The sequence below is a fragment of the Lacinutrix sp. YIN62 genome, assembly GCF_057219185.1.
Genome location: NZ_JBXVVH010000023.1, coordinates 1 through 15,694, shown reverse-complemented (window position 1 = coordinate 15,694; position 15,694 = coordinate 1). Strand labels below are relative to the sequence as shown.

Sequence of the window (15,694 nt, the reverse complement as noted above, 5' to 3'; positions counted from 1 at the left end):
ATTAGTTACAAGACATATGAATTAACGGTCTTTTTTTAACGTATTCAAGACTAAACGTAACTCGCCATAAGTATATTTATCGTCTAGCTGATGTTTTAAATCGGAGAGGTTTTCAAACGTATATTTTGGAATCAATACTTTTAATTCATTATAATGACGCTCTGAAACTAAATCTGTAATTTTTATTTCTCCCGTAGGCATGAAACTCGCTAAATGTCCCATAATAGTATTCTCATTTAACGCCCTAATATTGGCTATTTCATTTATATTTCTCCCCTCTTGAAACAGTTTTAAAGACTCTTTTTTTGTATCTCCTTTTTGACGTTTTGGCTTTTCATTTTCAAAAATATCTATAGTCTTAGATACTTCAATATCATTTTCTTCACAGAATGTTCTAATCACTTTTAAAATGGCACTCCCATATTTTTCCACGCGTGTTTTCCCCATCCCATTAACCTCAAGTAACTCTGCTTGATTGGTTGGTAAGGTTTCACATATTTCATACAAGGCTTTCTGAGTAAATACTTGGTAATGGATTAAATCTTTTTCTTGAGCAATCTCATTTCTAAGAACACGCAATAATTCAAATAACGCGACATTAGTAGTGCCGTCTACAACCGATTCTCTAGATTTTTTAGGTTTCGCTTTAGCTAAAAAAATTGTTTTAGCACGCAACTCTAAAAATGTTTTGGTATTAAAACCTAAAATTAAACCTTTAAAATATAAATCCTTAGCAGCCAATTGCTCTTCAAAATCATCTAACTGTTTCGTTATATCTTTTTCTATAGCTTTATTATCGGTAGTAAAGCTAAGCGCTTTAAACGCTGTACTAATATGCTGTTCGGTCTGAGTTTTAAAATATGTTACAGCTTTTATAAAACGCTCATTAATTGCTGTATTAGACTCTGGAATCCCTCCCGTTTCTATAACTAAATTATTAAGTTGGGCTTTAAAGTTGGTACTTACTTTAAGAAAATGAGTAACGCAGTCTTTAATCGTATTTAAAGGCGTTTCCATATGCCCCTCTATACTTCCTCTGTTTTTATAAAAAATGTCGAGTAAGCGCCTAACAGGATATAAAAATTTAAAAAAGTCGAATACCTCGGCTATTAAATTTAATTGAAATGCAGCCTCCGACTGCTGTAATTCCTGTTTATCAGGCTGGTGTGCTTCGGCATATTTTGTAAACGACAATACATTTCTATCGCTAATAATCTGACTGGAGCTTATTTTACTTTTTAAAACTAATCCTTCTAAGGATTTACACCGACTTAATGCAACATACGTTTGCCCATGTGCAAAGGCGCCTTGTGCATCAATAATCGCTTTCTCAAACGTTAAACCTTGACTTTTATGTATGGTAATAGACCATGCCAATCGTAAAGGGATTTGTTTGTAAGCCCCTATTTTATCTTCGGTAATGTCCTTGGTCTCTGGATTTATTGTATAATTAATATTCTCCCACTCTTCGGGAGTTGTTATAATATTGAAATCATCATCAGGACACTTAACAACAACTTCATCTTTATTTAATACAATAACTTTTCCAATCTTCCCGTTGAAATAACGTTTTTCAATAGAGCTATCATTTTTAACAAACATAACCTGAGCACCTACTTTTAAGGTTAATTCTGCTTTATTAGGATAAGCATACTCGGGAAACTTACCTTGTACACTAGCCTTATATATTTGACTCTTGGACGTCAACTTATCTAATTCAGTGTTATTGGTCTGTTCCGCTCTATTATTATGTGTTGTTAATGAAATATAATCGGCATCTTCATTAGGAACAAAATCAGGATTATAGCGTTTATTTAACTCATTCGCAGATCTTTCAGATAATGTATTGGTTCTAATCTCGTTTAAAATTTTTATAAACTTGGGATTGTCTTGTCTAAAAATATGTTTCAGTTCCACTGTAATCGCATGACAGTCTTGATACGCTAAACTACTAAAGAAAAAAGCATTCTTATAAAAGGGTTTCAATACATGCCACTCCTCGCCTTTAATAACTGGAGATAACTGTTGTAAATCGCCAATCATTAATAATTGTACACCTCCAAACACTTTATCTTTGTTTCTAAAGCGGCGTAATGTTTTATCAATACCGTCCAATAAATCGGCACGGACCATACTAATTTCATCAATAACTAGTAAGTCTAATGATTTAATAATATTAATCTTTGTTTTATTAAACTTTCGATTAAACCCTTTTGAGTTTCCTAAATCTTCGTTAGGTAAAATGGGTCCAAAAGGCATCTGAAAAAACGAATGTATTGTTACGCCTTTAGCATTAATTGCTGCAACACCAGTAGGTGCAACCACGACCATCCGCTTTAGAGATTCCTTTTTAAGTTTATGTAAAAAAGTTGTTTTACCCGTACCTGCCTTGCCTGTTAAAAACACGTTTCTCCCCGTATTATTTATAAAACTCCAAGCCAGCTCTAATTCTTTATTTACCTCCATTACATCGCATTACATATAAACATTGAATATACATAAATTGAATAATTTTTATGGTGGGTTTTTAAGAAAAATAAAAACCGCGCTATTCACTATATCTTACTGTGAATTCTCGCGAGTTTCTTAAAAATTCAAGTTTATTATTAAGCGCATTTTATAAATTATAAATTTCATATTAAAAACTTCACAGAAAGGATGCCGTTTCTATCGCTCCCACAGTAACCAGCCATAATAAAACTTAGCTGTAAAATACAGTAGTATCTATTGGGATTAGGTTTTAAAAAATGAAGCTATTTTTTTAGCTTATCTCATCAATAATATATGCTATTTTAAAATCATAAATGTTTTTTTTCGTCTTCCAGAACTCATCATAATAAATTTATTAGTTTCATATGTTCCATTATACGGCTGATAAAATGTATTCCCTTTATTATTTTGTATTTTATTATATGACACTTCTCCTGCACTATTATATTCAAAATCGTATAAAGATGAAGATTCAAACCAGCCTTTAGATACTTTCGTTCTACCGTCTTTTTTTTCCGTTAAGTTTTTACCAGAATTTAAAATAAGGTGTAGTTGCTCATCTTTTAAAAACGCATTGTATGATGGTACTCTAGATCTTTTAAAAACACTTCTCCCCCAATTTAAATCGCCGCTTGAGTTAAATTTCAAAATTAAAATGTCATCATAATGATACACGGTTTCCATGTGCCCTCCAGTTGCTCCGGTACTTACATAGTGTTGTGTAATATAAAATTCTTCTGCTACTAAAAAAGTTTCACCATTACTGTTTGTTAATACGTAATCTATCACAAAATCTCGGAGCTCTTTTTTCTTTTTGTTTTTGCGTTTTGCTGCCCTATAACCATATAAATCTTCATAAACTTGTTTGGGTAATGCTTGTACTTTTTTTGATTTAATCACAAAATTATCTGTGTCTATTATAAAATCACATCCGCCTTTTATTCTCCCGACATTTAATTCAGAATAAAACCCCATTAAATGTAGTTCGTTGTTAATTTTAGAAAGACTTAAAGACTGAATATGCTCATCTTTTAAATCTAATAATAATTCTGTGTTTTTATCTTTAGTTACTTTGTTTAATACAAACTGATAATTTGCATCTCCATTAATTTTTTTATTAGACTTTCCTTTTAGAAATAATTTGCCTAAGGAGTATACATTAGCATTATTATCTATATATAAATCGTTATGCTTAAAAGAGCGCTTATCTGCTTCTTGATAGGCACTTTTATAAATTAATTTGTCTGTTTTAGCATCAAAAACACGAATGGTATAGGAGTTTTTGTTTTTTCTAACATTATCGGTTGCAATAGCTAAATAATTATTATCTGGAGACAAAGCAAAACTTGTATTATGCTTTTTTCGAGAACCAAATAAACTTTGCTTTTTCTCGACGGTAGTTTCAAAAACAATAGTCCGCTTATAAGATTTTGTTGCTAAATCTAACGTATGGCAATATAGAATACGTTCATCTTTTTTGGGCGCATAAACAGTAAATAATTTAAGTTGATTATTATAAAATAAATCGCCTACGTAATTCTCTTTTTTACTGCTTTTAACAATTTTAGAAAATGTTTTATTAAGTGCTGTGTCAAAAATATCGAACAAAAAATCTCTTTTACCATTTCTAACTATTGCAGTCTCTCCAGATTTAGAAGTATGTATAGCTACAACGTCTATAGATTTAACCTCATCCTTATATTCTTTACTTTCGCTAACTTTAAGGCTTGTTGTAGATTGCGCTAATGCTAAATTTGAAAGGGTAATTAAACAGAGTATTAATATTTTTTTCTTCATATTATAAGTAAGTATTAATTATAGTAGGTTAAAACAGAATTACTACTATTAAATATTTAGATGCTATTTAATAACAGTACACAACGGAAGTCTCCTCAAAAATCCATTGCATCATTTTTATTAGCTTATTTATACATATACAAACAAACAGGGCCGAAAGTAATAAAATTAAAAATAATAGCGTTAATTATTTGCTCTTATAATTTTAATAATAAGTATATTAAAGGGCATAGCTGTATCGTGGGGAGGATTGTTTACCAGACTTCTAAAGTCAATACTATAGTTAATTATATCAAGCAATAAAAACACATAACTGTCTGCAGTTGGAATTAAGCAAGCCAATAAAGCGCTGTAATTGGCTGTTATACTTTATAAGTTAAAGTTTATTACAATCGATACAAAAAGCACTACAAAGTCACTTGCTTTTGTTTTATTAGGAACAAAATCTCGCGTGCTATCTATAAGCGATTTTAATTTTAGGCTTCTTCTATAGTTCGTTCACTGTACCTCTGCTTAAATAAACTAAAATTCGATTGCTTTTTATGAAATTATTGCCTTGCGTAACGATTATCGGTGTTGCTAGCTGTTTTTGTTTATATCTTTTTAGCAGGAAAATATTTTACATAAATTTCACAAATTTCAGCACAACCGCCATCTGTATCTGTACAATTAAGTATTCCTTGACTTGCACTTAATTGGCTATCATAATTTTCTGACCAAAATAATTTTCCTTTTACGTAACAATCAACTTGGTATGCTGCACGCTTACTTGCTAAAAAACCTTTATTCTCTTTTTTAATTGTAGAAATTTTATTTAGCCAATACTTTTCTTTGTCGTAGGCAATAGTAAAGGATAGTGCCTCGTTTTTAGAATTCCCTATTTCTGTAAGTTGTTGTTCTAAAACGGATTCAAGTACTTTCTTCTTACTAACTTAATTTGACTTGATATTAGTGGGTGTATAAGTTATTTTAGCATTGCAAATTGTTGCACACTCACCATTTTCAAGACAATCCCAAGTTGCAGCACCTGCACATCCTACATTATCTCCACAGTTAGTCACAGTTGACTCCCCATTTCCCCAATTACAAGTTACAGTGTAATTATCTTTTTTTCTCTTCAAGCTACTATCTGAACCAGAAGCAAAATCTAATATTTTTTTAGAACTCTTTATTACTTCAAAATATTTTTGATGATTTTTTTTAGAAATATTTTCAGCTTCAAAAACAATAATTTCACCTTTTGAATCTCCAAGAGATTTCATCGCTGCTAAAACATTTTCAATGTTTTTTTGAGTTATATTTTCAGCATCAATACCTATTTCCTCTTTATTAGTACAAGAAATCAAACATATAATAAAGAATAGTGAATATAAAAAGTTTAATCTATTGTTTAAATTATTCATAATTATTCATTTTTGAATTTAGATTTAAGCTCTTTAATTCAATATATAGATTTTCTACTTTAGACTCACTAGTTCCAAATTCCAGTTACTTAAAGAGCTAATTTACAATTCTCTATTTTAAACCGCAAACCAAACCACTATTAACACACTTAATTTCAAAAACATAGCGGATAAAAAAATCTCAAACATGGGTAGTTATACTTAACTTTACAAATACAACTCAAACACAAAATTAGTAGGAATTTTCAATGTACGTACAGCACAAGCAATTAGCGCTACATGTGTCGGCTTTAGTTAGTTTTCTGTAGGAAAATAATCTTTAGAGTTTTTCTCTATAGTTTGCTTAAGATTAGAAAGGTTTGTTTCTTCTTGTGTTTCTATAGAGTTTCCCATTAAGGCTATTAAAGATTTCGAAACTATTCCATTTCCTTTACAAGTGGTCCTTGAATTAATTTTTGTCTTTCCATCGATTGATTCCATAGTAAGTATATAATCCATATCCATAAAATTAGATGTAAACAACATAGACATAGATTGATTTGGAACAATATCAATAATGGTTTCTCTAATAATCATCTCTTGACCATCAGTTATAAAATATACATCTGATACCGCACCTACTGATCCAGGGTAACCACTTACGTGTTCTATTTTTTGAAACCCTTCTAACCAGTCAGACATTTTTTCTTCATCCTGACTAACAGCCCAACATTCAGTTAATGGTCTATCTACCAATACTTCACATTCATAATATAATTCAGATTTTATTAGCCCTAAAAGGAAAAGTCCGAGAAACAAGATGGCTAAAATTCCAAGGATAGTTTTTAAGTATTTCATATTTTAAAAATTTAAATTTCTATGAGATTCAAAGAGTGTGATCATAAAAGTAGCCCGTAAACTCTTAAGTAGAACCCTTGCCGTAATAAAACAGAGCTACCTTACACTATTGTGTGTATTAAAATAATAGATAACAAATAACAAAGCTCATAAAAAATAGTCAGCCCCGTATCACAAAACAAGGCGGGTGAACTCGCTAAAAAGTATCCCATTTTTATAGCAAGTGACCGGGTTATTAGAACTTATAATCATACAGATGCTGGTCACGGTCTAGCATCGATCACAAATAGGATGCCGAGCAAGTTATATAGTATTGATAACCTTATCGGAATTACCAACAATTGAGCACTCCAAAATAATCATTATAAGACCATTACAAAACAAATATTAACTTTAACGAATTAGGCTAGTGCTTTTTATAGGAGCCATTGTTAGCAGCTGGCTTTTTTTAGTCAAATATATGTTCTTCATAATCTTTCCACCATTTATCAATATCAACTTTTGGTTTTCTACAAACATAAAGGGGAATTCCGTTCTCTTCTCCAATTGCATATTTGTGAGTAATTATTTTGACTAATTCAACTTCTTCAAAAACAGATTCAACAGATGACTTTTCATTGCCCAAACTAATCCAAACATTCGCATTTTTATTTCCATAACCCCAAGTCCAAAAACTACCGTGTCTGCTTATTGGATTAGGCAAATTATATTGCTTTCCCAGGATTTTAAGTGCGCCGGCTTCCCCATAATTCTCAGCCCATAAAACACAAGCTTTTTTCTCTTTAAGGGTTAACGATTGATAAACGCTATCTACCAACTTTACCTGCTCTTCCCAACCAAACATATCTGCATAATCTCCTTTTAATTCAATTCGTCCTTTCTTTTCTTCAAGATTTTTATACTTGACAAATTTCTCAATTGAGAGTATAGGTGTAGCTTCTGGAATAAAATAGATGGAAGATGCCAGAGTAACAAAAGCAATTGCATAAATCCAAATTGGTTTTTTGGATAACAAAGCTTCTATTTTGACAGCTCCACTAGCAAAAAGAACAGGATAGATCGCAAATACATAATAGGCTTTTGAATGGAGAAGCCACATTGTTAAAAAGATTACTATGGAGGCAACTCCAACAATTCTATATTTTCTTAAATTTTTATCTAATATCAGTGCAACAAGGCCAAATAGGCTTATAATTAGCGTGAATGGAAAATTTAATTGTTCTAGTCCAAACTCGAGAGGGTTAATTTCATTTAACTGATTTTCATTTAATGCTTGTAAATGTTTAAAAAGAGGAAACTTATTTTGAATTTGCCATATAAGGTTGGGAAAAAAAATAAACAATGAAATCAGTGCAGACAAATACAGCCATTTGTTTTTAAATAATTTTCCTTTCTGATAAAAGAACAAACCAATAAAAAGTCCAAATGCCCATACCAAAATAGTGTATTTGTTCATTAGCCCTAAACCTAAAGTTATTCCTAGAAGGATTAGGAACTTCTTGTTTTGTGAGTTTATGAATTTAACCATGAAGTAAAACCCAAGTGTCCAAAATAACTGGTCAAAAGCAACAGGTTGAAATAAAGTATGATTTCTGTAAAAAGGAAGAAAGGCCAATATACTAATTCCGCTAAGCAAAATAGCTTTTGATTTCCCGCCAAGTTCCTTTACAATTAAACAGCATAATACCAGAATCGCAACACCTGCAAGAGTTGGAAAAAGTCTGACTCCCAAAAGTGAATAATCAAAAAAACAATAGGATAGTTTTCCAATAATTCCAATTAACGGCGGGAATTCCATAAACCCCCAATCCAAATGTTCACTTACGGATAAATGTAGAAACTCATCCCGATGAAAGCCATAGTTTCTATTCCCAAACCATTGGATTATCAGCTTTATAAAGGATAAGGTTAAAATAATTGGTAAGTATTTTTTCATTCGATTTGTTCTGCTTCCAACTAACGCTAAACATTAATTACTACTGTTCAGTACATTACTAAATCCGACGTCTTCAGGTTTAATCTCAAATTTAGCAATATTTCTTTTAATTCTATTGCCCCGTTTTAGTTTTCTTTTTTGGTCAAGATACAAGTCTATTTTTGGCGGATTATAATCTTGCACTTTAACAAACATATTCTAAACAATAACAGCGCGTTTTCTTGCTGTAGCACTTATTGCTGTGGCTCGTCCTTTTTTATAATTTATTCTTTAAAAAAAATCATTAAGGTGTCCTTCTTTTAGATTTCTAATAGTATTTGCAGCAAGTCTTAACCTAGAGGTAATTTGTTTTAAGATATTTTATCTATGTCTGGAGTAAGTTCGGATAATGGCAGTTATACTATCGGGCAAGAAACTACTATTAAGTAAACCCAAGGTATGTGACTTCTACTTCCAGCATCAATACCTGCAAGCATTTGGATTGATAACTTTTAAACTAATCTGTTTTCTTTTCATGATGAGCTGCTTCAAAAATTAATAAAAAAAGCTCCAAGAAATGTAACTACGTATTTTGAAATTATTCCAATCGGGATTACCTTAAAAGGCGTCACCATTAAACTCAAACCCAAGCAATGCTATTCTATTGTTTTTACATTCGATTCTCTAAATTATGTTTGTGGGGTGATTTGGATAAGATTAAATATATTTTACTTAAAATAATCTCTTAAAAGTTTTTTATGTATTGTAATGGCACACTCTTTTTACGAAGTGGCGTAGTAGCGAAGTGAAATGTGTGTAACATGGGGTTTTAGCTAAAAAGGTTAACTAACCGCAATTAACCGCAACTATATAGGGCTTTAATAGGGCTTTAATAGGGAGTATCTATGAAGTAAACATTAACTAAGCCTGCATGCCCTGTACTAAAATAACTATACTGTTTAGAATATTAAACCGAATACAATTATACAACCTTAGTTTAGCCTATTGTAAACTTAAGAGTGTATAGAGCGTTTTAACGACTCGTTTAGAGCTGAATGCCTCAACTTGAATTGGTTTCTTTGTTTGGAAGGGGCTCAAGAAAAATTTGATAAAATGAAAATAACTCAGATTCTCTAATTAAAAAGGGCCGTTTTAAAATATATGCTGGTGACGACTCTAGGGGTTGATCACAAATAGGATGCCGAGCAAGTTATATAGTATTGATAATCTTATCGGAATTATAAATACTTCAACACTACAAAACCATCATCATGAGATCATTAAAAAATAAATATTAACTTTAAAGAATTAGGCTAGTGCTTTTTATAGGAGCCATTGCTACCCACAGTTATTTTTTATTCAGTGACTGTTTGTAAAGAAAATCAGCAACCTTATAGATAGCGTAATTTTTTTCTTTGAAAACATCAGAATATAAATCTCCATTAGTTAGTTCGTTAATCAACTCACCTAATTTTAAAGAGTTACTTTTAATAATTAATCCGTTAAAACTTATAATCCAAGGTGTATATAAATAATTTGGTTTATCGTCTGAATTTTCAATGGTCAAGACTTCTCCGTTTTTAAAATCAATTGTTATTTTTCTCCAAACAGTTGTGGTACTCCAATTGCCATATCCAGTATTAAACACTTGGTTAATCACAACATCTGGAATCGAATCAAATCTGTCAGCCACATTTTTGTAAAAAGTAAAATCTGTATTTTCACCTGGAAATGTGTAATAATTCTCGAAGTCAAAACGGTCATAACCTTTTTTCTTTATTTTCTGTTCTTCTTTATCAATGAAATCTTTGAAGTTGTCCAAATCTTGTTTTGAAATTTCTAAATTACTTACAGTTAACTTTTTATAACGTGAATTATCAATTTCGTTAACTATATCATTTAATAATATAGGATTTATTTCTTTATCCATTTTGGATAAAAATCGTTTGCCTTTTTTATAGAGTTTAAATGAATTGTTTTTTAATCGATACTCTCTGAATTGCCTGTCATTATGAAAACAACCTTGACTGCCAGTTTCGATAGAAAACTTATCTATATTATTTTCTGATGGATTAAATAGTGATTTTGGAAGTTCGTATTCAGAAATTTTTTGTTCATCAATATTTACGACAAGCCTTTTGTCTAAATAATTGTCTACAATAACAATTTGGTCTTCGAAAATAACTGCATTTGAAACATTAATAGGTAATTCCATAAATCGATACCATTCTATTCTTTTATTATCATATCTTAAAACAGTATTTCTATCAAAGCCAATTTCTTCTCCTTTATAATTAACTTTTAAGTAAGGTTCTCTGATTGGCACTTCATTTGTCATAAGCTGTGAAACTATAAAATTGCTCTTGTTGATTTTATAAATTTCTCCGTAAGTAAAAACGAAAAGACTTTTGTTTTTTGTGTTGATAGCTAAAGGTGTGCTATTCAATTTTTTATCGGATTTCCATATAGAAACGAATTCTCTATTTCTTAAATAAATTTTTAAATCTTTGTCAATTAAATAAATAGATCCATCGGATGTGGTTTCAAAGTCATATATATTTGGTAATTCTATCCAGTCTATATTATCGCTTTTTGTATAGAAGATGTTCCCTTGTTGATTGATAATATAATAATCACCAAAAATTCTTATTTTTCTTATGTCAGGTCTATGTTCTTTGGAAAGCCGTTTATATCTTTTTTGATCTAATGGTGTCGGTAATCTCTCCCAAGTTTCACAATTGTCAGTGGTCTTGTAAAGGACATTCCAAAAAGAACCAAATAGGCCAGTTCTTTCATCTTTAGCAAAATGAATTGTAGCAAATCTTAATGCATTTTCAGGTCCTGCTTTATCAAAGCTTTTCCAAGTTTCACCTTTATTATCGGTATAGTAAATAAGTTGAGAATTTCCACTCATCCAAGCTTTTCCATTCTCATTTATGTAAAAAGCATCAATCCAACTGCTTTTTCCAAATTTTACTTTATTCCAAGTTATTCCTTTATCAGTAGAACGAAAAATAAAATCCTGTTTTCCAACTTCTTGTATAAAACCAGAAATCATTAGAGTGTTTTCATCAAAAAAATTCACTCTTTCAAAGGTTTTTCCTGAACCAATATGATATGGGTCAAAAGAACCAAAAGGACCTATATGCCATAGTTCACTAATTTTATTAGTGTAATATGTGTTTCCTGCTTTAGTAGCAATCCAAATTCTTTCTGAAGGTGATATGCCTATTTCTGAAACGGCTCCACTAATCGGAAGATTTGCTAAATAACTGTCTTGACTGAAAACTGATATTGGTAAAATAAGTATTAATAGTAAAAGTAATTTTCTCATTGGTTCATTCGTTTGTACGAAACTAATTCTATTTATTCAATTTAAAAATATAGATTGAGTGAACTATGCTTTTCGATTAGTAAACAATTCAGTTTATTGGTGCTACGGATTTTTGTCATAATTGTGGGCAACGGTTTGAGTATACTCTGGTTTTAATGTGGTTTATTTATTGTTATAATTTTTTTAGACATCATCGGTTTCGTATACATTATCATCTAACTCTATTTTTTGCTGAACTCTTTTAACAAAAATATTATTTGATGCTGCACCAAGTGCTTTTTGAGTTGGAGTTAAGTTTCCGTTTAACTTAATCATTCTATTTTCTGTTTTAGGGATAATATCTTGAGATTTTAATCTTTTAATAGCTTCTAAATAAACCTCAATAATTATAGGATCTTTTTTTTCTTTCAACCTAGATTGAAAATAAGGAAGAACTTTTGTATAATTAAGATCCGCTAATGCTATAATTGCAAAAATGATTCCTTTTTTGTTTTCTTCTGATTTGAGGTATAACAATGGACTTTCACCATCATTAGTCAAAAGCCATTTACTATAAAAGAGTTTGATGTACAAACGTATTGTTTTGATAATGTTTTCCAGTTATATTAATTGCATTTCCCACTACTTTTAGGTCGATTTTCTTATCATAATCTGTTAGCAGTAAGGCTATATAACCTGAAGCTTGGTTCATTTCATATGCTCTCTTATCCTTAGAGCTAAAAGTGTAAATATCTATTATTAAGTTCGAGAATTGTTCACGGTCTTCCTTTTTTAACGAAGTTATGGCTTGGGCTATAATCAACAAAGTACTCCCTTCTGGGTCACCACTTAAATAATCCCATCTTTTATTTTCTTTAGAGTATTTTTTTGTATAATCGAAAGCCTGATTAAAGAAAGAAACAATTTCTTCTTTGTACTGAGGATTGTAGTAAGCTTGAATTAAATTAAATCAAATAATACTTGTCCGTCTTCATAACGATTTCCGTGGTTATTCAGATAATCTTCGCCTTTTAAAAAATCTTCTGCATTTTTGAGTACTCTATCAAAACAATCTCTATCTCCCAATTTGATTAGTATATCATATCGTACATGAAATTTGCGTAATGCAATCTCCTGAATTTCTTTTTTTTTAAGCTAGATTGAGGTGATTTTTTATATTGATCAATTGCGAGACCAAAATAAATATCACTTTGTTTTTTGATGAGATTTGCGAAACCTCTATAATCATCTGTATAGTTTGAGTAACGATATCCATAGATTTTATCAAATATTGATGTGAAGTTGAATTCTTGAGAATTTGAAAATGCAAATAATTCCTTTTCTATTGTGTTTTTATAGTTATTTGATTCAGTCATTTATATTATAACGTTTAAGTACATGTGTTGTTTTATGAAAATCGTTTACGTGCGAAAGCGAAGATAAACTATTTTCCAAATGACATCTATACGACTTAAGTTCGCTGTTCATTTATATTCATTTATTATTTGCTCCACTTCTTTGTCATAATAAACAAAAGTGGTATCTACTACATATTGATATTTGCTTTTGTCAAACTTAAAAGTGGTTATTTGGATTTTTGAAGGGTTGTACGGCTCAAGTTCTTCAGATGATTTGATAGTCCATAAACCATTTTTTTCTACTTCAAATTCAGCATTCTTCAAATAATCCATAAAAACTAATTTGTAAAAATTATCGTATTGGTTTAAAAATAAACCATACATACAGCCTTCTGTTCCGCAAGCACCTAAGTAAACTAATATATCTTCTTTTCCGTCAGCATTAAAATCACCATTTCTATAGGGTTCTGTTTTCGCTAAACTGTCAGGTAATTCAAAGTCCGAATTTTTAGGTGTAATGACCTGTACAAAATTTTCGCTTACCCTTTCATTGAGAATAAACAGACTCTCTTTGTTATTTATAGAAGTATTGGTTTGTAAGGAACTCGATTCATTTGAAATGTTTTTCTGCTCTTTTTTATTTTGACAAGAAACTAAAGCTATTAGTATAAATACTATCACATTTTTCACTCTTTCTTAATTTTCGTTTTAAATGACCGCTAACGGTCTTGTTTTGGCTCCTGTAAAACAAGAGTAATCTTTTAAATTTCGATTATTAATTAGGCTACTCATTTTTTTATTAAAATAAGGTGTTTTTCTTTTAGATTTCCAATATAGCATTAGCAGCAAGTCCAGTACGTTAGTGAAAAATTAATGAGTTTTTACTTGTTTTTATCCACAGTTCTTTGGTGTACACTGTTAATTTAGAATATATTTTGTTTTATTTTTTTCTCCTGTTTTTTTAAAAAGTTCTTTCTCGATACCATTTTTTAAATCTCGACTTGCGGTAGCCGATGAAATATCTTTAAAAATATTCATATAATCTTTTCGAGTAAATTCAGATTTGTTTAAAGAAATAAAATATTCTAATCTTTCTTTTTCTGTAAACGTGCGATTATTAAAATTCAACAATTCCGCAATTGATGAATCTATGACACTCAACATATATTCAATAAATTTTGTAGATTTTCCAGATTTATCACTTTCCGACAACGCTTTGTAATATTTCTCTTGGTCTTTACCAATTAAAGTTTCAAAAGGAAGATATTCAAAAACGGGATATTTTTCCATTAAAATTAAAGTTTGCCATAATCTTCCCATTCTTCCATTTCCATCGATAAATGGATGAATAAACTCCATTTCATAGTGAAATACACAGCTTTTTATAAGTTCAATTTCCTCGGTTTTTTTTAAGTAGTCGAATAATCCTTTCATTAAAAACGGAACATTTTCAGCGGGAGGTGCTAAATGTTCAACTTTTGATCCTTTCACAATTCCTACTCCTTGAGTTCTGTATTTACCTGAATTTTCAATTAATTCTGACAAAAGTATTTTATGAGCTTTCAAAAATGATTTTTCATTATTTGATTTGAACTCTTTTAAGTTGTCATAAATTGTAATTGCGTTCAAAACCTCTTTAACATCTTTTTGAGGTCCTAAAACACGTTTATTATTTATCAATGCCGTTATTTGTTCTTCTGTTAAAATATTTCCTTCAATTTTTAAAGAAGAGTGAATAGTTCTTATTTTATTCTGCTTTCTTAATTGTGGTGAAGGACGATTTAAATAATTGGCATTAACTTCTCCTATTTTCTCAGAAATAGAAGTAATGTAATTTAAAATCTTAGTTGTAATTTCGTAAGGAGGTTTCATTTGATACTATCTTTTGATACTATCAAAGATAGTCTCATTTACTGAAATTTTTATTAAAAAACGTGATTTTTTAATTATGTACAACGTTCTGTGTGTGATGTCGTAGCTATTGGTCCTAACAAAGTAAAAGCCCTATAAAAGGAGCTTTTTCAAGAATAATTAATGTTTTTTGAAGCTTGTGCAACGATTACCGTTGTTAGGCAACGTTATTTTATCACAATGTCATAAAAAATGCAAGGAAGTGAAATAATACAATTGATTTGTAATTATTATTTAGCTTCTCGTTGCTAATAAAAGAACCTAGGTAAATTAAATATCCAATGTTTAAAATACTAAACAGAAGTCCAAGTGCTTTAATTTCCTTAAATAAGAAAACTATACCAACAGCAAAAGTACCTGCAATTATTATATTAGATATAGTTTTATACTTATTTTCTTTTTTTATAAAAAATTTTAAAGGAAAAAAATAAGAGCTAAATAAAATTAAAATTAAAGTTGTAATTATTTTTGGTATCTCATTTTGTTGCGTAATAAACAATAATAAAAGACCAACCACTAGTATGATCAAATCTATTTTTGAAATTTTACTTGTCAACATAGTTTATATAATGTTCGTTAAGGGACATAGTTTACACAAGTTAAAGATTAGGGTTTACACTAAATTAGTTTCTAACCTTGTAGATTGTTGTTTGTTTCTAAGCTGCTTTTC

The 15,694-nt window shown here is 30.1% G+C and carries 13 protein-coding genes; all 13 read right to left on the bottom strand.

Translation table 11 applies throughout. The features are described from left to right. Positions 1-21: 21 nt before the first annotated feature. On the bottom strand, positions 22-2,466 hold the full coding sequence (locus AC2D8I_RS13790; RefSeq protein ID WP_484706607.1) for a helix-turn-helix domain-containing protein: 2,445 nt from the start codon (positions 2,464-2,466) through the stop codon (positions 22-24). 321 nt (positions 2,467-2,787) lie between these two features. Beyond that, the gene (locus tag AC2D8I_RS13785; RefSeq protein ID WP_484706606.1) at positions 2,788-4,287 is read right to left on the bottom strand and encodes a hypothetical protein; all 1,500 of its coding nucleotides are present in this window, start codon (positions 4,285-4,287) and stop codon (positions 2,788-2,790) included. A 932-nt stretch (positions 4,288-5,219) separates the two neighbouring features. Next, complete coding sequence (locus AC2D8I_RS13780) at positions 5,220-5,690, bottom strand: hypothetical protein (protein WP_484706605.1); 471 nt, start codon at positions 5,688-5,690, stop codon at positions 5,220-5,222. A gap of 294 nt (positions 5,691-5,984) precedes the next feature. Beyond that, positions 5,985-6,527, bottom strand: a complete 543-nt coding sequence (locus AC2D8I_RS13775) for an SRPBCC family protein (protein WP_484706604.1) — start codon at positions 6,525-6,527, stop codon at positions 5,985-5,987. Positions 6,528-6,975: 448 nt separating this feature from the next. Next, a complete protein-coding gene (locus tag AC2D8I_RS13770; protein WP_484706603.1) occupies positions 6,976-8,463 on the bottom strand; it encodes an ArnT family glycosyltransferase in 1,488 nt (495 codons plus the stop codon). Positions 8,464-9,790: 1,327 nt separating this feature from the next. Further along, entirely contained in the window at positions 9,791-11,776 is a 1,986-nt protein-coding gene (locus AC2D8I_RS13765) for a WD40/YVTN/BNR-like repeat-containing protein (RefSeq protein ID WP_484706602.1), read from the bottom strand. Positions 11,777-11,959: 183 nt separating this feature from the next. Then, on the bottom strand, positions 11,960-12,349 hold the full coding sequence (locus AC2D8I_RS13760) for a hypothetical protein (protein ID WP_484706601.1): 390 nt from the start codon (positions 12,347-12,349) through the stop codon (positions 11,960-11,962). Continuing rightward, positions 12,327-12,581 (bottom strand): hypothetical protein, encoded by a 255-nt coding sequence (locus AC2D8I_RS13755; protein WP_484706600.1) that lies wholly within the window; start codon positions 12,579-12,581, stop codon positions 12,327-12,329. Before AC2D8I_RS13755 ends, AC2D8I_RS13760 begins: the two co-directional genes overlap by 23 nt. A 134-nt stretch (positions 12,582-12,715) precedes the next feature. Further along, positions 12,716-12,841, bottom strand: a complete 126-nt coding sequence (locus AC2D8I_RS13750; protein WP_484706599.1) for a hypothetical protein — start codon at positions 12,839-12,841, stop codon at positions 12,716-12,718. A gap of 5 nt (positions 12,842-12,846) precedes the next feature. Continuing rightward, positions 12,847-13,131, bottom strand: a complete 285-nt coding sequence (locus AC2D8I_RS13745; protein ID WP_484706598.1) for a hypothetical protein — start codon at positions 13,129-13,131, stop codon at positions 12,847-12,849. Between the two features lie 108 nt (positions 13,132-13,239). Next, a complete protein-coding gene (locus AC2D8I_RS13740) occupies positions 13,240-13,794 on the bottom strand; it encodes a hypothetical protein (protein ID WP_484706597.1) in 555 nt (184 codons plus the stop codon). 237 nt (positions 13,795-14,031) lie between these two features. After that, positions 14,032-14,985, bottom strand: coding sequence for a Fic family protein (locus AC2D8I_RS13735; RefSeq protein WP_484706596.1), 954 nt, complete (start codon positions 14,983-14,985; stop codon positions 14,032-14,034). Between the two features lie 214 nt (positions 14,986-15,199). After that, positions 15,200-15,583, bottom strand: coding sequence for a hypothetical protein (locus AC2D8I_RS13730; protein ID WP_484706595.1), 384 nt, complete (start codon positions 15,581-15,583; stop codon positions 15,200-15,202). Positions 15,584-15,694 lie beyond the last annotated feature (111 nt).